The sequence below is a fragment of the Streptomyces sp. NPDC091282 genome, from assembly GCF_044757385.1.
GTDB lineage: Bacteria > Actinomycetota > Actinomycetes > Streptomycetales > Streptomycetaceae > Streptomyces > Streptomyces gramineus.
Genome location: NZ_JBIVUX010000007.1, coordinates 119,581 through 140,942, shown reverse-complemented (window position 1 = coordinate 140,942; position 21,362 = coordinate 119,581). Strand labels below are relative to the sequence as shown.

The following is a 21,362-nucleotide window of genomic DNA, read 5'->3' as shown; positions in this document are numbered from 1 at the left end:
CTGATGTTCCGCCGAACCTTCTGGTTCACCACCGGTGTCGCCGCCGGTGTCTGGGCCACCACCAAGGTCAACCGCAAGCTCCGGCAGCTGACCCCCGAGAGCCTCGCCGCCTCCGCCGCGAACAAGGCGCTGGAGACCGGCCACCGGATCAAGGACCGGGCGGTCGGCTTCGCGCTCGACGTGCGCGAGAACATGGCCCGGCGGGAGGAGGAGCTGGGAGACGCGCTGGGCATCAACGCGGACCCCGAACTCCCCGCACCACGGCGGTTCGCCGTCATCGAGAACCAACGCAGCAACCCGAAGTACATCGAGAACACGACGTACTCGTACGACCGGAATGAGGACCACTGATGGAGTCGGCAGAGATCCGCCGCCGCTGGCTGAGCTTCTACGAGGAGCGCGGTCACACCGTCGTCCCTTCGGCGTCGCTCATCGCGGACGACCCGACTCTGCTGCTGGTCCCGGCCGGCATGGTGCCCTTCAAGCCCTACTTCCTCGGCGAGGTCAAGCCGCCGTGGGCCCGCGCCACCAGCGTGCAGAAGTGCGTGCGCACCCCTGACATCGAAGAGGTCGGCAAGACCACCCGGCACGGCACCTTCTTCCAGATGTGCGGCAACTTCTCCTTCGGCGACTACTTCAAGGAAGGCGCCATCAAGTACGCCTGGGAGCTGCTCACCACGCCCCAGGACAAGGGTGGTTACGGCCTGGACCCGGAGCGGCTCTGGATCACCGTCTACAAGGACGACGACGAGGCCGAGCGCATCTGGCACGAGGTCGTCGGTGTGCCGAAGGAGCGCATCCAGCGCCTCGGCATGAAGGACAACTACTGGTCCATGGGCGTCCCCGGCCCCTGCGGCCCCTGCTCCGAGATCAACTACGACCGCGGCCCCGAGTTCGGCGTCGAGGGCGGCCCCGCCGTCAACGACGAGCGGTACGTCGAGATCTGGAACCTCGTCTTCATGCAGTACGAGCGGGGCGAGGGCATCGGCAAGGACAACTTCGAGATCCTCGGCGAGCTGCCGAGCAAGAACATCGACACCGGTCTCGGCCTGGAACGACTCGCCATGATTCTGCAGGGCGTGCAGAACATGTACGAGATCGACACCTCCATGGCCGTCATCGAGAAGGCCACCGAGCTGACCGGTGTCCACTACGGCGACGCCCACGCCTCGGACGTCTCGCTGCGGGTCGTCACCGACCACATGCGCACGTCGGTCATGCTCATCGGCGACGGCGTCACCCCCGGCAACGAGGGCCGCGGCTACGTGCTGCGCCGCATCATGCGCCGCGCCATCCGCAACATGCGGCTCCTCGGCGCCACCGGCCCGGTCGTCCTCGACCTCATCGACACCGTGATCCGGATGATGGGCCGGCAGTACCCGGAGCTGGTCACCGACCGCGAGCGCATCGAGAAGGTCGCCGTCGCCGAGGAGAACGCCTTCCTCAAGACGCTGAAGGCCGGCACCAACATCCTCGACACCGCCGTCACCGAGACCAAGGAGTCCGGCGGCACGGTCCTCGCCGGCGACAAGGCCTTCCTGCTCCACGACACCTGGGGCTTCCCGATCGACCTCACCCTCGAAATGGCCGCCGAGCAGGGCCTGGCCGTGGACGAGGAGGGCTTCCGCCGCCTGATGAAGGAGCAGCGGGACCGCGCCAAGGCCGACGCCCAGGCCAAGAAGACCGGGCACGCCGGCGCCGGTGCCTACCGCGAGATCGCCGACAAGACCGGCGAGACCGACTTCATCGGCTACTCCGACACCGAGGGCGAGTCCACGATCGTCGGCATCCTCGTCGACGGCGTCTCCTCGCCGGCCGCCACCGAGGGCGACGAGGTCGAGATCGTCCTGGACCGCACCCCGTTCTACGCCGAGGGCGGCGGCCAGATCGGCGACACCGGCCGGATCAAGGTCGACACCGGTGCCGTCATCGAGATCCGCGACACCCAGAAGCCGGTCCCCGGCGTCTACGTCCACAAGGGCGTCGTCCAGGTCGGCGAGGTGACGGTCGGCGCCAAGGCCCACGCCGCGATCGACCAGCGCCGCCGGACCGCCATCGCCCGCGCCCACTCGGCCACCCACCTCACCCACCAGGCGCTGCGCGACGCCCTCGGCCCGACGGCCGCCCAGGCCGGTTCGGAGAACCAGCCCGGCCGCTTCCGCTTCGACTTCGGCTCGCCCGCCGCCGTCCCGACGGCCGTGATGACCGACGTCGAGCAGAAGATCAACGAGGTGCTCGCCCGCGACCTGGACGTGCGCGCCGACATCATGGGCATCGACGAGGCCAAGAAGCAGGGCGCCATCGCCGAGTTCGGCGAGAAGTACGGCGAGCGGGTCCGCGTGGTGACCATCGGCGACTTCTCCAAGGAGCTGTGCGGCGGCACCCACGTGCACAACACCGCCCAGCTGGGCCTCGTGAAGCTGCTCGGCGAGTCGTCGATCGGTTCGGGTGTCCGCCGGATCGAGGCCCTCGTCGGTGTGGACGCCTACAACTTCCTGGCCCGCGAGCACACGGTCGTCGCCCAGCTCCAGGAGCTGATCAAGGGCCGTCCCGAGGAGCTTCCGGAGAAGGTCTCCGCCATGCTCGGCAAGCTGAAGGACGCCGAGAAGGAGATCGAGAAGTTCCGCGCCGAGAAGGTGCTGCAGGCCGCCGGCGGCCTGGCCGACTCCGCGAAGGACGTCCGCGGGATCGCCGTGGTGACCGGGCAGGTCCCGGACGGCACGACCGCGGACGACCTGCGCAAGCTGGTCCTCGACGTGCGCGGCCGCATCCAGGGCGGACGCGCCGCCGTGGTCGCCCTGTTCACGGTCACCGGCGGCAAGCCGCTCACGGTCATCGCCACCAACGACGCCGCCCGCGACCGCGGCCTCAAGGCCGGTGACCTGGTCCGCGCCGCCGCCAAGACGCTCGGCGGCGGTGGCGGCGGCAAGCCGGACGTGGCCCAGGGCGGCGGCCAGAACCCGGCCGCCGTGGGCGAGGCCATCGACGCCGTCGAGCGCCTCGTGGCCGAGACCGCCAAGTAAGAGACGGTAAGAAGATGCGCAGAGGACGTCGGCTCGCGGTCGACGTCGGGGACGCCCGGATCGGGGTCGCCTCGTGCGACCCCGACGGGATCCTGGCCACCCCGGTCGAGACCGTCCCCGGCCGGGACATCCCCGCCGCCCACCGCCGGCTGCGGCAGCTGGCCGAGGAGTACGAGCCGATCGAGGTGGTCGTCGGACTCCCGCGCTCCCTCAAGGGCGGCGAGGGCCCGGCCGCCGTCAAGGTCAGGGCCTTCGCGCAGGAGCTGGCCCAGGGCATCAGGCCGGTGCCGGTCCGGCTGGTCGACGAGCGGATGACGACCGTGACGGCCAGTCAGGGACTGCGCGCCTCGGGGGTGAAGTCCAAGAAGGGCCGGGCCGTGATCGACCAGGCCGCCGCTGTGATCATCCTCCAGCAGGCGCTGGAATCCGAACGGGTGTCAGGTAAACCACCCGGCGAGGGCGTCGAAGTGGTCATCTGATCGCGATACGGTAACGTTCCGCGCGATGCGATGGTTTTCGAACAGCCACCGCACAGCAAGAGGCGGAACGGTCGGCCGGCCCACCAGCCGCGTGACGCGCCGCCTCGCGGCTCTAGGGGATCGATGACTGAGTATGGCCGGGGCCCTGGCTCCGAACCGTGGCACCCGGAGGACCCGTTGTACGGGGACGACGGGTGGGGAGGACAGCAGGCCCACGTGGGCCAGCAGTCCCCCTACGGCGGCCAGCCGCAGCACTACCCGCAGCAGCCGCAGCAGAACTACGGCGGCTGGAGCCAGCACCCGCAGGGCGGGTACGACCAGCACCCCGACCCGCAGCAGTACGCGTACTACGACGAGCAGGGGCAGCTCCGGTACGCCGACGGACAGGGCCAGCAGCAGTACGACCAGCACCAGCAGTACGTCGGACAGGCCCAGCAGTACCACCAGGGTGGCGGCTGGGACGCGACCGGAACCCACGGCCAGGTGCCCTATGGGGCCGACCCGGGCGATCCCTACGGCCAGCAGCCGGTGGCGTACGGCGGTGAACAGCCGGACTTCTACGGCACCGAGGACGCCTACCCGCCGCCGGAGCCGCCCGGCCGCCGCCGTCCGGAACCGGAACCGGAACCGCAGGCGGAGTCCGTCGTCACGGAGGAGGAAGAGCAGCACCCCTTCTTCACGGGCGCCGACGACGACGATGACGACGACGACCCGAAAGGGCGCCGCGGTGGTGGCCGCGGCAAGGACGCGAAGGGCGGCAAGGGCGCCAAGAAACGGCGCAACGGCTGCGCCTGCCTGGTGGTCTGTCTGGTCTTCGGAGGCGGCGCGGCCACGGTCGGCTACTTCGGCTGGCACTTCTACCAGAACCGTTTCGGCCCGGCCCCCGACTACGTGGGCGGCGGCACCGGCGCGGTGACGGTCGAGATCCCGAAGGGCGCCGGCGGTTACGAGATCGGCCGTCGGCTGGAGGACGCCGGGGTCGTCAAGAGCGTGGACGCGTTCGTGGCCGCCCAGTCCCAGAATCCCGACGGAAAAACGATTCAGGCCGGTGCTTATCTCCTGAAGAAGGAGATGTCCGCGGCGAGCGCCGTGAAGCTGATGCTGGACCCGAACAGCCAGAGCAATGTGGTGGTCAAGCCGGGCGAACGCAATGCCTCCGTCTACCAGGCGATCGACAAACAGCTGCAACTGCGCGCCGGTACGACGCAGGGCATCGCCAAGAAGGAATACAAGAGTCTCGGCCTGCCCTCGTGGGCGAACAGCAGCAGCCGGATCAAGGATCCGCTGGAAGGCTTCCTCTACCCGAACACCTATCCCGCGGCCAAGGGTATGAAGCCCGAGGCGATCCTCAAGAGCATGGTGTCCGCGGCCAAGGAGCAGTACGCGACCTACGATCTCGCCGCGCAGGCCAAGAAGTTCGACCTGGACAACCCGCTCCAGGTGATCACCGTGGCGAGCCTCGTCCAGGCCGAGGGCAAGACGCAGGACGACTTCCGCAAGATGGCGGAGGTCATCTACAACCGCCTCCAGCCCACGAACACCGAGACCAACCAGAAGCTGCAATTCGACTCGACCTTCAACTATCTGAAGGGCACCAGCAACATCCATATCAGCGAGTCGGAGATCAACAGCAACCAGGACCCGTACAACACGTACACCCAGAAGGGTCTCCCGCCCGGTCCGATCGGCAACCCCGGCGACGAGGCGCTGAAGGCGGCCCTGGATCCGACCGACGACGGCTGGATCTATTTCGTGGCGACCGACGGCCAGAACAACACCGAATTCGCGAAGACCTACCAGGAATTCCAGCAGCTCAAGGACAAATTCAATGCCACCTCGGGGCACTGAAGCCCGTCGGGCCGCCGTGCTCGGCAAGCCCATCGCCCATTCGCTCTCCCCGGTGCTGCACCGGGCCGCGTACGACGAACTCGGGCTCACCGGGTGGTCGTACGAGCGCTTCGAGGTCGACGAGACCGCGCTGCCCGGATTCCTCGGGCGGCTCGGGCCGGAGTGGGCGGGGCTGTCGCTGACCATGCCGCTGAAGCGGGCGGTCATCCCGCTGGTCGACGAGATCAGCGAGACGGCCGCCTCGGTCGACGCGGTCAACACGGTCGTCCTCGCCGAGGACGGCCGGCGGCTCGGGGACAACACCGACATCCCGGGCATGGTCGCGGCGCTGCGCGAGCACGGCATCGAGCAGGTCGAGACCGCCGCCGTCCTGGGCGCCGGGGCGACCGCCTCCTCCGCGCTGGCCGCGCTCGCCCGGATCTGCACCGGCGAGGTCGTCGCCTACGTCCGCAGCGAGGAACGCGCCGCCGAGATGCGGCACTGGGGCGAGCGGCTCGACGTCGAGGTGCGGACCGCCGACTGGGCCGACGCCGAACAGGCCCTGCACGCCCCGCTGGTGATCGCCACCACGCCGGCCGGCACCACCGACGCCCTGGCCGCCGCCGTGCCCGAGCGTCCCGCCACCCTCTTCGACGTCCTCTACCACCCCTGGCCCACCACGCTGGCCGCACGCTGGTCCATGGCCGGCGGGGCCGTGGTCGGCGGCCTCGACCTCCTGGTGCACCAGGCCGTCCTCCAGGTCGAACAGATGACCGGGATGAGCCCGGCGCCCGTGGACGTCATGCGCAGGGCCGGGGAGAAGGCGCTCGCCGAGCGCTGACCCGGTCCACGTCCGCGTCCGTCTGCTGGACCGGCGGCCGGGTTCACCGCCCGGACGTGGGAGGATCAAAGACGGCGGACCGGGGCCGCGCACCCGGTCGGGCCGTCGCCGTGCACGAGGACGCGTGTACGCAGGCAGTACCAGGGCGCGAGCACTGAGGAGCATCGTTGAGCAGGCTGCGTTGGCTGACCGCGGGGGAGTCCCACGGTCCCGCACTTGTCGCGACGCTGGAGGGCCTTCCCGCCGGCGTGCCGATCACGACCGAGATGGTCGCGGACCATCTCGCGCGGCGGCGCCTCGGCTACGGACGCGGTGCCCGCATGAAGTTCGAGCAGGACCAGGTCACCTTCCTCGGCGGGGTCCGGCACGGTCTCACGCTCGGCTCCCCGGTCGCGATCATGGTGGGCAACACCGAGTGGCCCAAGTGGGAGCAGGTCATGGCGGCCGACCCGGTCGACCCGGAGATCCTCGCAGGCCTCGCCCGCAACGCCCCGCTGACCCGCCCGCGGCCCGGCCACGCCGACCTCGCCGGCATGCAGAAGTACGGCTTCGACGAGGCCCGGCCGGTGCTGGAGCGGGCCTCCGCGCGGGAGACCGCGGCCCGGGTGGCGCTCGGCGCGGTCGCCCGGTCGTACCTCAAGGAGACGACCGGCGTCGAGATCGTCTCGCACGTCGTCGAGCTGTGCTCGGTGAAGGCGCCCAAGGGCGTCTACCCGACCCCGGCCGACGTCGAGAAGCTGGACGCCGACCCGCTGCGCTGCCTGGACGCCGACGCCTCCAAGGCGATGGTCGCGGAGGTCGACCAGGCCCACAAGGACGGCGACACCCTCGGCGGCGTGGTCGAGGTCCTGGCCTACGGCGTACCGGTCGGCCTCGGCTCGCACGTCCACTGGGACCGCAAGCTGGACGCCCGGCTCGCCGGGGCCCTGATGGGCATCCAGGCGATCAAGGGCGTCGAGATCGGCGACGGCTTCGAGCTGGCCCGGGTCCCCGGTTCCCAGGCCCACGACGAGATCGTCGGCACGCCCGAGGGCATCCGCCGCGCCTCCGGCCGCGCCGGCGGCACCGAGGGCGGCCTGTCCACCGGTGAGCTGCTGCGGGTCCGGGCCGCGATGAAGCCGATCGCGACCGTGCCGCGCGCCCTGCAGACCGTCGACGTCGCCACCGGCGAGGCCACCCAGGCCCACCACCAGCGCTCCGACGTCTCCGCGGTGCCGGCCGCCGGCATCGTCGCCGAGGCGATGGTCGCCCTCGTCCTCGCCGACGCGGTGGCGGAGAAGTTCGGCGGCGACTCGGTGACCGAGACCCGCCGCAACGTCCGGTCGTACCTCGAGAACCTGGCCATCCGGTGACCCCCGCACCGAGGGTGGTGCTGGTCGGACCGATGGGCGTCGGCAAGTCCACGGTCGGCGAACTGCTCGCCCGGCGGCTCGGCATCGGCTACCGGGACACCGACGAGGACATCGTCGCCGCCGAGGGCCGCGAGATCGCCGACATCTTCGTCGCCGACGGCGAGGCGGCCTTCCGGGAGATCGAGAAGCGCGCGGTACGGCAGGCACTGGCCGAACACGACGGCGTCCTCGCGCTCGGCGGCGGCGCGGTCCTCGACGCGGACACGCGCGCGCTGCTGGCCGGCCGGCAGGTGGTCTACCTCTCCATGGACGTCGAGGAGGCCGTGAAGCGCACCGGCCTCAACGCGGCCCGGCCGCTGCTCGCCATCAACCCGCGCAAGCAGTGGCGGGAGCTGATGGAGGCGCGGCGGCACCTGTACGAGGAGGTCGCCTCGGCCGTCGTCGCGACCGACGGCCGCACCCCCGAAGAGGTCACCCAAGCAGCGCTGGACGCACTGGAGTTGAAGGAAGCATGAGCGAGGCAGTCACCCGGATCCAGGTCGGCGGCACGGCGGGCACCGAGCCGTACGAGGTCCTGGTGGGCCGTCAGCTGCTCGGAGAACTGGGCGGATTGATCGGCGAGCGGGTCAAGCGGGTCGCGGTGATCCACCCCGAGGCGCTCGCCGAGACCGGCGACGCGCTCCGCGCCGACCTGGCCGGGCAGGGCTTCGACGCCATCGCCATCCAGGTGCCCAACGCCGAGGAGGCCAAGACCGCCGAGGTCGCCGCCTACTGCTGGAAGGCACTCGGCCAGTCCGGCTTCACCCGCTCCGACGTGATCGTCGGCGTGGGCGGCGGCGCCACCACGGACCTCGCCGGTTTCGTGGCCGCCACCTGGCTGCGGGGCGTGCGCTGGATCGCCGTCCCGACCACCGTCCTCGCCATGGTGGACGCGGCGGTCGGCGGCAAGACCGGCATCAACACCGCCGAGGGCAAGAACCTGGTCGGCGCCTTCCACCCGCCGGCGGGCGTGCTCTGCGACCTGGCCGCCCTCGACTCCCTGCCGGTCAACGACTACGTGTCCGGGCTCGCCGAGGTCATCAAGGCCGGCTTCATCGCCGACCCGGCGATCCTGGAGCTGATCGAGTCCGACCCCGAGGCCGCGCGCACCCCGGCCGGCCCGCACACGGCCGAGCTGATCGAGCGCTCCATCCGGGTCAAGGCCGAGGTCGTCTCCTCCGATCTCAGAGAGTCCGGGCTGCGCGAGATCCTCAACTACGGCCACACCCTCGGCCACGCCATCGAGAAGAACGAGCGCTACAAGTGGCGGCACGGCGCCGCGGTCGCCGTCGGCATGCACTTCGCCGCCGAGCTGGGCCGGCTGGCCGGACGCCTGGACGACGCGACGGCGGACCGCCACCGCACGGTCCTGGAGTCGGTCGGCCTTCCGCTGCACTACCGCTACGACCAGTGGCCCAAGCTGGTCGAGACGATGAAGGTCGACAAGAAGTCCCGCGGTGACCTGCTGCGCTTCATCGTCCTGGACGGCCTCGCCAAGCCCACCGTCCTGGAGGGCCCGGACCCGGCCGTGCTGCTCGCCGCCTACGGCGAGGTCGGGCAGTAGGTCCGCACCTGTTCCCTACGCCCGATTCGCCTCCCGGCACGGGCACTTCGTACCGCCTCCGGCCGTTTCACCAAACGACGACCGGGGGCGGTACCGTTCGGTAACGAGCGCAGCCGAACATGACGAGACGGAGTGGCACCGGATGCAGCACGCAGTGGGATCTCCGCTGCCGCCGCCCCATCAGCCGGGGCAGGGACCGACCGGCTGGCCGCCGGCCGCACACCACCCGGGGGCGCCGCAGGGCCCCGCGCCCGCGCCCGTCCCACCGCCGCCGGCCGCGCCCCCGCAGCCGCCGGTCCCGCCGCCACCGCCGCCCACGTCCGCGCCGCCCGCCGACGCCACGGGCCATGTCCCGCTGCCGCCGGGCGCCCCGGTCGGCATCCCCGCGGCGGCCCCGGCCGCCGCGCCCGACCCGGCCGGCACCACCCTGGCCGTCCTGCTCATCGGCCCGGCCGGCGCGGGCAAGACCAGCGTGGCCAAGTACTGGGCCGATCACCGCCGGGTCCCCACGGCCCACATCAGCCTCGACGACGTCCGCGAATGGGTCCGCTCCGGATTCGCCGACCCCCAGTCCGGCTGGAACGACAACTCCGAGGCCCAGTACCGCCTGGCCCGCCGCACCTGCGGCTTCGCCGCGCGCAACTTCCTGGCCAACGGCATCTCGTGCATCCTCGACGACGCGGTCTTCCCCGACCGCCCGGTCGTCGGTCTCGGCGGCTGGAAGCGCCACGTCGGCCCCGGCCTGCTCCCGGTCGTCCTGCTGCCCGGACTGGACATCGTCCTGGAGCGCAACGCCGAACGCTCGGGCAACCGCCGCCTCACCGACGAGGAGGTGGCCCGCATCCACGGCCGGATGGCGGGCTGGTACGGCTCGGGACTTCCCATCATCGACAACTCCCAGCTGGACGTGCCGAGCACCGCCCGGGTACTGGACGAGGTCCTGGCACGGGCGATAGCGAGCCCGCCGAACTGGTGAGAGCGGCCGGGGGAGGGCCCGGCCACCCCACTCGGCCCTCTCCAACCGGCGGACATCGCCCGCGACTCCTACGCTCGACTCATGTCAGAGGTGTACGCCACCCGCCGAGCCCGCCTACGGGACCGCTGCCAAGCCAGCGGCAGCGCCTCCGCCCTCGTCTCGCGCCCCGCCAACGTGAGGTACCTCGCCGGCGCCGCTCCCGCGGGCTCCGTCCTGCTGCTCGGCAGCCGCGAGGACCTGCTGGTCAGCCCCGGTCCGCAGGACGACCGCTCCCACGGAGCCCGCCCCGACGACCGCCTGCGGCAGCACCTTCTCGAAGGACCCGGCGGGGACCCCGCCGTCGCCGCCGCCGACCTCGCCGCCGCCCAGGACGCCGACGTCCTCGCCGTCGAGGAGCACCACCTCACGGTGACCCGGCACCGCGCCCTCGCCTCGGTCGCGCCCCGTCTGCGCCTCACCGACCTCGGCAGCGCCGTCGAGCAGCTGAGGGTCGTGAAGGACGAGGAGGAGATCGCCTGCCTCCGGATCGGCGCCGAGATCGCCGACCAGGCCCTCGGCGAGCTGCTGGAGTCGATCCTCGTCGGCCGCACCGAACGGCACCTGGCGCTGGAGCTGGAGCGCCGCCTGGTCGACCACGGCGCCGACGGCCCGGCCTTCCGCACCTCCGTGGCGACCGGCCCGAACGCGGGCAGCCGCGGCCACCGCCCCACCGACCGGCGGGTGGAGGAGGGCGACTTCCTCTCCGTCTGCCTCGGCGCCGCCTATCACGGCTACCGGTGCGAGATCGGCCGGACGTTCGTCATCGGCACCTCTCCCGCCGACTGGCAGATCGAGCTCTACGACCTCGTCTTCGCCGCTCAGCGGGCCGGCCGGGAAGGTCTCGTACCGGGGGCCGCCTACCGCGACGTGGACCGCGCGGCCCGCCAGGTGCTGCACTCCGCGGGCTACGCGGAGGGGCTGGAGCCCGTCATGGGACACGGGGTGGGACTCGAAATCGACGAGGACCCGCAGCTCGCCCCGTCGTCCATGGGTAAACTGGACGCTTGCGTGCCGGTCACCGTCGAACCGGGGGTCCACCTCCCGGGCCGGGGCGGTGTCCGGATCGATGACACGCTCGTCGTACGCCCTGAGGCGGACGGCGGACCCGAGCTACTCACCATCACGACCAAGGAGCTGCTCGCGCTGTAGCGCGTGACCCGGGGTCGTACGTCAGTCCAGGAGATTCCGCAACCGTGGCTTCCACGAACGACCTCAAGAACGGCCTGGTGCTCAAGCTCGAAGGCGGCCAGCTCTGGTCCGTCGTCGAGTTCCAGCACGTCAAGCCCGGCAAGGGCCCGGCCTTCGTGCGCACCAAGCTGAAGAACGTGCTGTCCGGCAAGGTGGTCGACAAGACCTTCAACGCCGGCGTCAAGGTCGAGACGGCCACTGTCGACAAGAGCGACATGCAGTTCTCGTACATGGACGGCGAGTACTTCGTCTTCATGGACATGGAGACCTACGACCAGCTGCACATCGACCGGAAGACCGTCGGCGACGCCGCGAACTTCCTGATCGAGGGCTTCGAGGCCACCGTCGCCCGCCACGAGGGCGAGGTGCTCTTCGTCGAGCTGCCGGCCGCCGTCGAGCTGGTCATCCAGGAGACCGAGCCGGGCGTCCAGGGCGACCGCTCCACCGGCGGCACCAAGCCGGCGACCCTGGAGACCGGCCACCAGATCCAGGTCCCGCTCTTCATCACCACCGGTGAGAAGATCAAGGTCGACACCCGTACGAGCGACTACCTCGGCCGGGTGAACAGCTAACCGTGGCTGCCCGCAACACGGCCCGCAAGCGCGCCTTCCAGATCCTCTTCGAGGGCGACCAGCGCGGGGCAGACGTGCTGACCGTCCTCGCCGACTGGATCCGGCTCTCCCGGGAGGACACCCGGCAGCCGCCGGTGAGCGAGTACACGATGCAGCTGGTCGAGGGCTACGCCGAGCAGGCGCGGCGCATCGACGAGCTGATCGCCCAGTACGCGGTCGGCTGGACGCTCGACCGGATGCCGGTGGTCGACCGCAACATCCTGCGCCTCGGGGCGTACGAGCTGATCTGGGTCGACGAGACCCCGGACGCGGTCGTCCTCGACGAGATGGTGCAGCTGGCGAAGGAGTTCTCGACGGACGAGTCGCCGTCGTTCGTGAACGGACTGCTGGGACGGCTGAAGGAGCTGAAGCCGTCGCTGCGCCGGGAGGCGTGAGCCGACACCATGCCGGAGGGCCCGCAGCGCGCCTGCTGCGGGCCCTCCGGCATGTCTGTGCCCAGTGGGGCCCGTGGTGCGCCCAGAGGGCGCCAGCGGGGCTCCTGCGGCCTGTCACGCGCGCTCCCGCGCGCCCCCAGGGGTTCCCGCCCGCCCCTCCCGCCCGGCCCGAAGGCGGAAAAGCCGCCGGGGCGGCCGGAACCGTCGAGTTCCGGCCGCCCCGGCGGCACGTTTCTGCTCAAGCGCTGTGGGGTCAGGCGTCCTCGTGGGTCGCGACCGCGCGGCGCGCGTCCGCGTCCAGCACGCCCCAGCTGATCAGCTGCTCGGTCAGGACCGAGGGGGACTGGTCGTAGATGACGGCGAGCGTGCGCAGGTCGTCCTGGCGGATCGACAGCACCTTGCCGTTGTAGTCACCGCGCTGGGACTGGATCGTGGCCGCGTAGCGCTGCAGCGGGCCTGCCTTCTCGGCCGGCACGGTGGCCAGTCGCTCCAGGTCCAGGACCAGCTTCGGCGGGGGCTCGGCGGCACCGCCGGGGGTGGTGCCAGGAAGCAGCTCCTGCACCGGCACCCCGTAGAAATCCGCCAATTCGGCAAGGCGCTGCACGGTCACGGCACGGTCGCCGCGCTCGTACGAACCGACCACCACGGCCTTCCAGCGACCCTGGGACTTCTCCTCGACACCGTGGAGGGAAAGGCCCTGCTGGGTGCGGATGGCCCGGAGCTTGGCCCCGAGCTGTTTGGCGTATTCGCTGGACATATAGCTCCCCGGACACTGTGTCGACGCGGCCGGCCTTGGGTTCCCGCCGCGCGGCTGGTAACTCACTGTGAGGTTACGCAGCGTTACTCTCTCGCGTCAAGCCGAATGGTCCGCACCGACTCTTCCGTGGTCGTGGGCACCGATTGGGCCAAGGGGGTGACAGGGGGCCCGTACGGCACCTGATACGGTGGATGGCGCAAATCCGACGTCCTTTAAGGTCCGTCCCGTGAGGCGGAGAAGGAGGTCCGTTTCGTATGGACAAGCAGGTCAGGCCTGAGCTTCAGGCATCCGATGCCCGGCCCGTTCTCGAAGGGCCCGACATCGCGCGGGTGATCACCCGCATCGCCCACGAGATCGTCGAGCGCGCCAAGGGCGCCGACGACGTGGTGCTCCTCGGCATCCCGACCCGCGGTGTCTTCCTCGCCCGGCGGCTCGCCGCCAAGCTGGAGGAGATCACCGACCGCAAGATGCCCGTCGGTTCGCTCGACATCACCATGTACCGCGACGACCTGCGCATGCACCCGCCGCGTGCGCTGGCCCGCACCGAGATCCCCGGTGACGGCATCGACGGCAGACTGGTCGTCCTCGTCGACGACGTGCTGTTCTCCGGCCGCACCATCCGCGCCGCCCTGGACGCCCTGAACGACATCGGGCGCCCGCGCGCGGTCCAGCTCGCGGTCCTCGTCGACCGCGGCCACCGTGAACTGCCCATCCGCGCCGACTACGTCGGCAAGAACCTCCCCACGTCGCTGCGGGAGACGGTCAAGGTCCTGCTCGCCGAGGAGGACGGTCGCGACACCGTCCTGCTCGGTGTGAAGCCGGCCCAGTAGCGAGCCCGCGGACCCGCACCGCACCGGTGCGCCCGCCCTCGCCCGTAATCTCCCAGTATGTGAACTTCCCTACGGAGCCTGACAGATGCAGCGTCATCTCATCTCGGCCGCCGACCTCACCCGCGACGACGCCGTCCTGATCCTCGACACCGCCGAGGAGATGGCCCGGGTCGCCGACCGGCCGATCAAGAAGCTGCCGACCCTGCGCGGCCGCACCGTGGTCAACCTCTTCTTCGAGGACTCGACCCGGACCCGGATCTCCTTCGAGGCCGCCGAGAAGCGGCTGTCCGCGGACGTCATCAACTTCACCGCCAAGGGGTCGAGCGTCTCCAAGGGCGAGTCCCTGAAGGACACCGCCCAGACCCTGGAGGCGATGGGCGTCGACGCCGTCGTCATCCGGCACGGCGCCTCCGGAGCCCCCTACCGCCTGGCCAACTCCGGCTGGATCGACGCCGCCGTGATCAATGCGGGCGACGGCACGCACCAGCACCCCACCCAGGCCCTCCTGGACGCCTTCACCATGCGCCGCCGGCTCGTCGGCCGGGACGCCGGGATCGGGCAGGACTTGGCCGGCCGGCGCATCACGATCGTCGGCGACGTCCTGCACAGCAGGGTCGCCCGCTCCAACGTCGACCTGCTGCACACCCTCGGCGCCGAGGTCACCCTGGTCGCCCCGCCCACCCTGGTGCCGGTCGGCGTCGGGAACTGGCCCTGCGAGGTGTCGTACGACCTCGACGGTGTCCTGCCCAAGTCCGACGCGGTGATGATGCTTCGCGTCCAGCGCGAGCGCATGAACGCCGCGTTCTTCCCGACCGAGCGCGAGTACTCGCGGCGGTACGGCCTCGACGGCGACCGCATGGCGCGGATGCCCGAGCACGCCATCGTGATGCACCCCGGCCCGATGGTCCGCGGCATGGAGATCACCGCCGAGGTCGCCGACTCCGACCGCTGCACCGTGGTCGAGCAGGTCGCAAACGGAGTCTCCATCCGGATGGCCGTCCTCTACCTCCTGCTCGGCGGCAACGAACCCGCCGTCAGCCCCGCCCGCACCACCGAGGAGAAGTAACACCCATGAGCAAGATCCTGATCCGTGGTGCGAAGGTGCTCGGCGGTGACCCGCAGGACGTCCTGATCGACGGCGAGACCGTCGAGGCGGTGGGCAGCGGGCTGTCCGCCGAGGGCGGCGAGGTCGTGGAGGCCGCGGGCAAGGTGCTGCTGCCGGGCCTGGTCGACCTGCACACCCACCTGCGCGAGCCCGGCCGCGAGGACTCCGAGACCGTGCTCACCGGCACCCGCGCGGCCGCGAGCGGCGGGTACACCGCCGTGTTCGCCATGGCCAACACCTTCCCGGTCGCGGACACCGCCGGTGTGGTCGAGCAGGTCTACCGGCTCGGGCAGGAGCACGGCTACTGCGACGTCCAGCCCATCGGCGCCGTCACCGTCGGCCTGGAGGGCAAGAAGCTCGCCGAACTCGGGGCCATGCACGAGTCGGCCGCCGGGGTCACCGTCTTCTCCGACGACGGCAAGTGCGTCGACGACGCCGTGATCATGCGCCGGGCCCTGGAGTACGTGAAGGCCTTCGGCGGAGTCGTCGCCCAGCACGCGCAGGAGCCGCGGCTGACCGAGGGCGCCGAGATGAACGAGGGCGTCGTCTCCGCGGAGCTGGGACTCGGCGGCTGGCCGGCCGTCGCCGAGGAGTCGGTCATCGCGCGGGACGTCCTGCTCGCCGAGCACGTCGGCTCCCGCGTCCACATCTGCCACCTCTCGACCGCCGGCTCGGTGGAGATCGTGCGCTGGGCCAAGTCCCGCGGCATCGACGTCACCGCCGAGGTCACCCCGCACCACCTGCTCCTCACCGAGGAGCTGGTGCGGTCCTACAACCCGGTCTACAAGGTCAACCCGCCGCTGCGCACCGAGCGCGACGTCCTGGCCCTGCGCGAGGCGCTCGCCGACGGCACCATCGACATCGTCGCCACCGACCACGCCCCGCACCCGCACGAGGACAAGGACTGCGAGTGGGCCGCGGCCGCCATGGGCATGGTGGGCCTGGAGACCGCGCTGTCGGTGGTCCAGGAGACCATGGTGGACACCGGCCTGCTGACCTGGGCCGGCGTCGCCGACCGGATGTCCTTCAAGCCCGCCCGGATCGGGCAGGCCGCCGGTCACGGCCGTCCCGTCTCGGCTGGTGAGCCCGCCAACCTCGTCCTCGTCGACACGGAATACCGTGGCCCGGTGGACCCCGCGGGCTTCGCCTCGCGCAGCCGCAACACCCCGTACGAGGGACGCGAGCTGCCGGGCCGTGTCACCCACACGTGGCTGCGGGGCAAGGCGACGCTCGTGGACGGGAAGCTGACGTGACACCTCTGATCCTGCTGGCCGACGACAAGAAGTCGGCCGCGGTCACCGACTGGTCCGCCCGCATCGGCTGGCTGGTCGGCCTCGCCCTGTTCGTCGCGCTCGTCTACTGGCTGATGCGCGAGGGCTGGAAGTGGCGCGGCACCCTCCAGGGCGACCTGCCGGAGCTGCCCGACGCGCCGGACGACCCGGGCCCGGCGAGACTGACGATGAGCGGCCGCTACCACGGCTCCACCACCGCCGGGCAGTGGCTGGACCGCATCGTGGCCCGCGGCCTCGGCTCCCGCAGCCGGGCCGAGCTCACCCTGACCGACGCGGGCCTGGACGTCGTACGCCCCGGGGCGAGCGACTTCTTCATCCCCGCCGCCGCACTGCGCGAGGCCCTGCTCGGCAAGGGCATCGCGGGCAAGGTCCTCACCGAGGGCGGACTGCTCGTGGTGACCTGGCAGCACGGCGACCGGCTGATCGACTCCGGATTCCGCTCGGACCACGCGGCCGAGCACGCCGAGTGGGTCGACGCCATCAACTCCATGATCAAGACACCCAGCACGGAAGGCGCCGAACGATGACGACCTCCACCAGGGGAGCCGGCCAGGCTCCCGCCGTACTCGTCCTGGAGGACGGCCGCATCTTCCGCGGCCGCGCCTACGGGGCCGTGGGGGAGACCTTCGGCGAGGCCGTGTTCTCCACCGGCATGACCGGCTACCAGGAGACCCTCACCGACCCCTCCTACGACCGCCAGATCGTGGTGGCCACCGCCCCGCAGATCGGCAACACCGGCTGGAACGACGAGGACGACGAGTCCAGCCGCATCTGGGTCTCCGGCTACGTCGTGCGCGACCCCGCGCGCGTGCCGTCCAACTGGCGCGCCAGCCGCTCCCTGGACGACGAGCTGGTCGCCCAGGGCGTGGTCGGCATCTCCGGGATCGACACCCGTGCCCTCACCCGCCACCTGCGCGAGCGCGGCTCGATGCGCTCCGGCATCTTCTCGGGCGAGGCGATCGCCGCCGACGCCGAGCTGGTCGCGCGCGTGCAGGCCCAGCCGCACATGAAGGGCGCGAGCCTCTACGAGGAGGTCGCGACCAAGGAGGCGTACGTCGTCCCCGCCGTCGGCCCCGACGGCGAAGCCGTCCCGATCGGCAGCGCGCGGTTCACCGTCGCCGCCGTCGACCTCGGCATCAAGGGCATGACCCCGCAGCGGATGGCCGAGCGCGGCATCGAGGTGCATGTGCTGCCCGCGACCGCCACCGAGGACGACGTGTACGCGCTCTCCCCGGACGGCGTGTTCTTCTCCAACGGCCCCGGCGACCCGGCCACGGCCGACGGGCCGGTGGCCCTGATGACGGCCGTCCTGGCGCGGAAGACCCCGCTGTTCGGCATCTGCTTCGGCAACCAGATCCTCGGCCGCGCGCTCGGCTTCGGCACCTACAAGCTGAAGTACGGCCACCGGGGCATCAACCAGCCGGTCCAGGACCGTACGACCGGCAAGGTCGAGGTCACCGCGCACAACCACGGCTTCGCCGTGGACGCCCCGCTCGACCAGGTCAGCGACACGAAGTTCGGCCGCGCCGAGGTCTCGCACGTGTGCCTGAACGACGACGTCGTGGAGGGGCTGCAGCTGCTCGACCAGCCGGCCTTCTCCGTCCAGTACCACCCCGAAGCGGCAGCCGGCCCGCACGACGCCGCCTACCTGTTCGACCGCTTCGTTTCTCTGATGGAGGGCCAGCGTGCCTAAGCGCACCGATATCCAGTCCGTCCTGGTCATCGGCTCCGGCCCGATCGTCATCGGCCAGGCCGCCGAGTTCGACTACTCCGGCACCCAGGCCTGCCGCGTGCTGCGCGCCGAGGGCCTGCGGGTCATCCTCGTCAACTCCAACCCGGCGACGATCATGACCGACCCGGAGATCGCCGACGCGACGTACGTCGAGCCGATCACGCCCGAGTTCGTCGAGAAGATCATCGCCAAGGAGCGCCCCGACGCCCTGCTGCCCACCCTGGGCGGCCAGACGGCCCTGAACACCGCCATCTCGCTCGACAAGAACGGCGTCCTCGCCAAGTACGGCGTCGAGCTGATCGGCGCCAACGTCGAGGCCATCAACAAGGGCGAGGACCGCGACCTGTTCAAGGAGGTCGTGGAGGAGGTCCGCCGCAAGATCGGCCACGGCGAGTCGGCCCGCTCCGTCATCTGCCACACCATGGACGAGGTCATCGCGGGCGTCGAGGAGCTCGGCGGCGGCTACCCGGTCGTGGTGCGTCCCTCCTTCACCATGGGCGGCGCCGGCTCCGGCTTCGCCCACGACGAGGAGGAACTGCGCCGCATCGCGGGCCAGGGCCTGACCCTCTCGCCGACCACCGAGGTGCTCCTGGAGGAGTCCATCCTCGGCTGGAAGGAGTACGAGCTGGAGCTGATGCGCGACAAGCACGACAACGTCGTGGTCGTCTGCTCCATCGAGAACTTCGACCCCATGGGCGTCCACACCGGCGACTCGATCACCGTCGCCCCCTCCATGACGCTCACCGACCGCGAGTACCAGATCCTGCGGGACATCGGCATCGCCGTGATCCGCGAGGTCGGCGTGGACACCGGCGGCTGCAACATCCAGTTCGCGGTGAACCCCGAGGACGGCCGGGTCATCGTCATCGAGATGAACCCGCGGGTCTCGCGGTCCTCCGCGCTCGCCTCCAAGGCGACCGGCTTCCCGATCGCCAAGATCGCCGCCAAGCTGGCCGTCGGCTACACCCTCGACGAGATCCCCAACGACATCACGCAGGAGACCCCGGCCTCCTTCGAGCCGACGCTCGACTACGTGGTCGTCAAGGCCCCGCGGTTCGCGTTCGAGAAGTTCCCGCAGGCCGACTCCACGCTGACCACGACCATGAAGTCGGTCGGCGAGGCGATGGCCATCGGCCGCAACTTCCCCGAGGCCTTCCAGAAGGCGCTGCGCTCCCTGGAGAAGAAGGGCAGCCAGTTCACCTTCGTCGGCGACCCCGGCGACAAGGAGACCCTGCTGCGCGAGGCGGTGCGGCCCACCGACGGCCGGATCAACGCCGTCATGCAGGCCATCCGCGCCGGCGCCACCCCCGAGGAGGTCTTCGACTACACGAAGATCGACCCGTGGTTCGTGGACCAGCTGTTCCTGATCAAGGAGATCGCGGACGAGCTGGCGGCCGCCGCCGAACTCACCCCCGGCCTGCTTGCCGACGCCAAGCGACACGGCTTCTCCGACCAGCAGATCGGCGAGATCCGCGGCCTGCGCGAGGACGTCGTCCGCGAGGTCAGGCACGCCCTCGGCGTCCGCCCGGTCTACAAGACGGTCGACACCTGCGCCGCCGAGTTCGCCGCCCGGACGCCGTACTTCTACTCCTCCTACGACGAGGAGACCGAGGTCGCGCCCCGCGAGAAGCCGGCCGTCATCATCCTCGGCTCCGGACCCAACCGCATCGGCCAGGGCATCGAGTTCGACTACTCCTGCGTGCACGCCTCCTTCGCGCTGTCGGACGCCGGGTACGAGACGGTGATGGTCAACTGCAACCCGGAGACCGTCTCCACCGACTACGACACCTCCGACCGGCTGTACTTCGAGCCGCTCACCCTGGAGGACGTGCTGGAGATCGTGCACGCCGAGCAGCAGGCCGGACCGGTCGCCGGCGTGGTGGTGCAGCTGGGCGGACAGACCCCGCTGGGCCTGTCGCAGGCGCTGAAGGACAACGGCGTGCCGATCGTCGGCACGTCCCCCGAGGCCATCCACGCGGCCGAGGACCGGGGCGCGTTCGGGCGGGTCCTGGCGGAGGCCGGCCTGCCGGCGCCCAAGCACGGCACCGCCACCACCTTCGCCGAGGCCAAGGCCATCGCCGACGAGATCGGCTACCCGGTCCTCGTGCGGCCGTCGTACGTCCTCGGCGGCCGGGGCATGGAGATCGTCTACGACGAGACCCGCCTCGCCTCCTACATCGCCGAGTCGACGGAGATCAGCCCGTCCCGGCCGGTGCTCGTCGACCGGTTCCTCGACGACGCGATCGAGATCGACGTCGACGCCCTCTACGACGGCGAGGAGCTCTACCTCGGCGGCGTCATGGAGCACATCGAGGAGGCCGGCATCCACTCCGGCGACTCGGCCTGCGCCCTGCCGCCGATCACGCTGGGCGGCTTCGACATCAAGCGCCTGCGGGCCTCGACGGAGGCCATCGCCAAGGGCGTCGGCGTCCGCGGCCTGATCAACATCCAGTTCGCGATGGCCGGGGACATCCTCTACGTCCTGGAAGCCAACCCGCGCGCGTCCCGCACCGTCCCCTTCACCTCCAAGGCGACCGCGGTGCCGCTCGCGAAGGCCGCGGCCCGGATCTCACTCGGCGCGACCGTCGCCGAACTGCGTGCCGAGGGCCTGCTGCCGGCCCGCGGCGACGGCGGCGAGCTGCCCTTCGACGCGCCGATCTCCGTCAAGGAGGCGGTCATGCCGTGGTCGCGGTTCCGGGACATCCAGGGGCGCGGTGTGGACACCGTGCTCGGCCCGGAGATGCGCTCCACGGGCGAGGTCATGGGCATCGACTCGGTCTTCGGCACGGCGTACGCCAAGTCGCAGGCCGGCGCCTACGGGCCGCTGCCGACCAAGGGCCGCGCCTTCATCTCGGTCGCCAACCGCGACAAGCGCTCGATGATCTTCCCGGCGCGCGAGCTGGTCGCCCACGGCTTCGAGCTGCTGGCCACGTCCGGCACGGCCGAGGTGCTCAAGCGCAACGGCATCAACGCCACGGTGGTCCGCAAGCAGTCGGACGGCATCGGACCGAACGGCGAGCGCACGATCGTCCAGCTCATCCACGACGGCGAGGTCGACCTCATCGTCAACACCCCGTACGGCACGGGGGGTCGCCTGGACGGGTACGAGATCCGGACCGCCGCGGTGGCCCGGTCGGTGCCCTGCCTGACGACCGTTCAGGCGCTGGCGGCGGCCGTGCAGGGGATCGACGCGCTCAACCACGGAGGCGTGGGCGTGCGGTCGCTCCAGGAGCACGCGCAGGTGCTGACCGCGGCTCGGGACTGAAAGGTCGCCGTGAGACTGCGGGCCGGTCGTGACCGGTCGCGCAGTTC

Annotated in this window: 19 protein-coding genes; 18 read left to right on the top strand and 1 reads right to left on the bottom strand. The window is 71.0% G+C overall.

Going from position 1 to position 21,362, the window contains the following annotated elements; all coding sequences use genetic code 11:
• The first annotated feature begins 3 nt into the window (after positions 1-3).
• The 12 genes from ACIQOE_RS30155 (at position 4) to nusB (ending at position 12,334) form a co-directional block, all read left to right on the top strand.
• Entirely contained in the window at positions 4-351 is a 348-nt protein-coding gene (locus tag ACIQOE_RS30155; RefSeq protein WP_351320136.1) for a hypothetical protein, read from the top strand.
• Positions 351-3,023 (top strand): alanine--tRNA ligase, encoded by a 2,673-nt coding sequence (alaS, locus tag ACIQOE_RS30150; protein WP_351320134.1) that lies wholly within the window; start codon positions 351-353, stop codon positions 3,021-3,023. The genes ACIQOE_RS30155 and alaS overlap by 1 nt, the downstream gene beginning before the upstream one ends.
• Positions 3,024-3,037: 14 nt before the next feature.
• Positions 3,038-3,502, top strand: coding sequence for a Holliday junction resolvase RuvX (gene ruvX, locus ACIQOE_RS30145; protein WP_351320132.1), 465 nt, complete (start codon positions 3,038-3,040; stop codon positions 3,500-3,502).
• Positions 3,503-3,625: 123 nt separating this feature from the next.
• Positions 3,626-5,350 carry an endolytic transglycosylase MltG gene (gene mltG, locus ACIQOE_RS30140; RefSeq protein ID WP_401414837.1) on the top strand — a complete coding sequence of 575 codons (1,725 nt, stop codon included), beginning with the start codon at positions 3,626-3,628 and terminating at the stop codon, positions 5,348-5,350.
• The gene (locus ACIQOE_RS30135) at positions 5,331-6,170 is read left to right on the top strand and encodes a shikimate dehydrogenase (protein ID WP_351320128.1); all 840 of its coding nucleotides are present in this window, start codon (positions 5,331-5,333) and stop codon (positions 6,168-6,170) included. Before mltG ends, ACIQOE_RS30135 begins: the two co-directional genes overlap by 20 nt.
• Positions 6,171-6,337: 167 nt before the next feature.
• Complete coding sequence (gene aroC, locus ACIQOE_RS30130; protein WP_351320126.1) at positions 6,338-7,522, top strand: chorismate synthase; 1,185 nt, start codon at positions 6,338-6,340, stop codon at positions 7,520-7,522.
• 32 nt (positions 7,523-7,554) lie between these two features.
• A complete protein-coding gene (locus ACIQOE_RS30125; RefSeq protein WP_351320753.1) occupies positions 7,555-8,037 on the top strand; it encodes a shikimate kinase in 483 nt (160 codons plus the stop codon).
• Positions 8,034-9,125 carry a 3-dehydroquinate synthase gene (gene aroB / locus ACIQOE_RS30120; protein WP_351320124.1) on the top strand — a complete coding sequence of 364 codons (1,092 nt, stop codon included), beginning with the start codon at positions 8,034-8,036 and terminating at the stop codon, positions 9,123-9,125. Before ACIQOE_RS30125 ends, aroB begins: the two co-directional genes overlap by 4 nt.
• 142 nt (positions 9,126-9,267) lie before the next feature.
• Positions 9,268-10,101 (top strand): Pro-rich N-terminal domain-containing protein, encoded by an 834-nt coding sequence (locus ACIQOE_RS30115; protein ID WP_401414834.1) that lies wholly within the window; start codon positions 9,268-9,270, stop codon positions 10,099-10,101.
• Between the two features lie 81 nt (positions 10,102-10,182).
• On the top strand, positions 10,183-11,289 hold the full coding sequence (locus tag ACIQOE_RS30110) for an aminopeptidase P family protein (protein WP_351320120.1): 1,107 nt from the start codon (positions 10,183-10,185) through the stop codon (positions 11,287-11,289).
• A gap of 44 nt (positions 11,290-11,333) precedes the next feature.
• Positions 11,334-11,900, top strand: a complete 567-nt coding sequence (gene efp / locus ACIQOE_RS30105) for an elongation factor P (RefSeq protein ID WP_351320118.1) — start codon at positions 11,334-11,336, stop codon at positions 11,898-11,900.
• A gap of 2 nt (positions 11,901-11,902) precedes the next feature.
• Positions 11,903-12,334 carry a transcription antitermination factor NusB gene (nusB, locus tag ACIQOE_RS30100; RefSeq protein WP_362643709.1) on the top strand — a complete coding sequence of 144 codons (432 nt, stop codon included), beginning with the start codon at positions 11,903-11,905 and terminating at the stop codon, positions 12,332-12,334.
• 253 nt (positions 12,335-12,587) lie between these two features.
• Here the strand turns inward: nusB and bldD are convergent, their stop codons facing one another.
• On the bottom strand, positions 12,588-13,091 hold the full coding sequence (gene bldD, locus ACIQOE_RS30095) for a transcriptional regulator BldD (RefSeq protein ID WP_020938842.1): 504 nt from the start codon (positions 13,089-13,091) through the stop codon (positions 12,588-12,590).
• Positions 13,092-13,345: 254 nt separating this feature from the next.
• Between bldD and pyrR the strand changes: the two genes are divergently transcribed.
• The 6 genes from pyrR to carB all read left to right on the top strand — a co-directional run bounded on the left by pyrR (position 13,346) and on the right by carB (position 21,315).
• Positions 13,346-13,921: a bifunctional pyr operon transcriptional regulator/uracil phosphoribosyltransferase PyrR gene (pyrR, locus tag ACIQOE_RS30090; RefSeq protein WP_351320114.1), complete on the top strand. Its 576-nt coding sequence runs from the start codon at positions 13,346-13,348 to the stop codon at positions 13,919-13,921.
• Positions 13,922-14,006: 85 nt separating this feature from the next.
• Complete coding sequence (locus tag ACIQOE_RS30085) at positions 14,007-14,987, top strand: aspartate carbamoyltransferase catalytic subunit (RefSeq protein ID WP_365558127.1); 981 nt, start codon at positions 14,007-14,009, stop codon at positions 14,985-14,987.
• Positions 14,988-14,992: 5 nt separating this feature from the next.
• Positions 14,993-16,279: a dihydroorotase gene (locus ACIQOE_RS30080; protein ID WP_401414830.1), complete on the top strand. Its 1,287-nt coding sequence runs from the start codon at positions 14,993-14,995 to the stop codon at positions 16,277-16,279.
• Positions 16,276-16,845: a hypothetical protein gene (locus ACIQOE_RS30075; protein WP_365573661.1), complete on the top strand. Its 570-nt coding sequence runs from the start codon at positions 16,276-16,278 to the stop codon at positions 16,843-16,845. The genes ACIQOE_RS30080 and ACIQOE_RS30075 overlap by 4 nt, the downstream gene beginning before the upstream one ends.
• Entirely contained in the window at positions 16,842-18,011 is a 1,170-nt protein-coding gene (gene carA, locus ACIQOE_RS30070) for a glutamine-hydrolyzing carbamoyl-phosphate synthase small subunit (protein WP_365573664.1), read from the top strand. Before ACIQOE_RS30075 ends, carA begins: the two co-directional genes overlap by 4 nt.
• On the top strand, positions 18,004-21,315 hold the full coding sequence (carB, locus tag ACIQOE_RS30065; protein ID WP_362643707.1) for a carbamoyl-phosphate synthase large subunit: 3,312 nt from the start codon (positions 18,004-18,006) through the stop codon (positions 21,313-21,315). Before carA ends, carB begins: the two co-directional genes overlap by 8 nt.
• Positions 21,316-21,362: the final 47 nt, after the last annotated feature.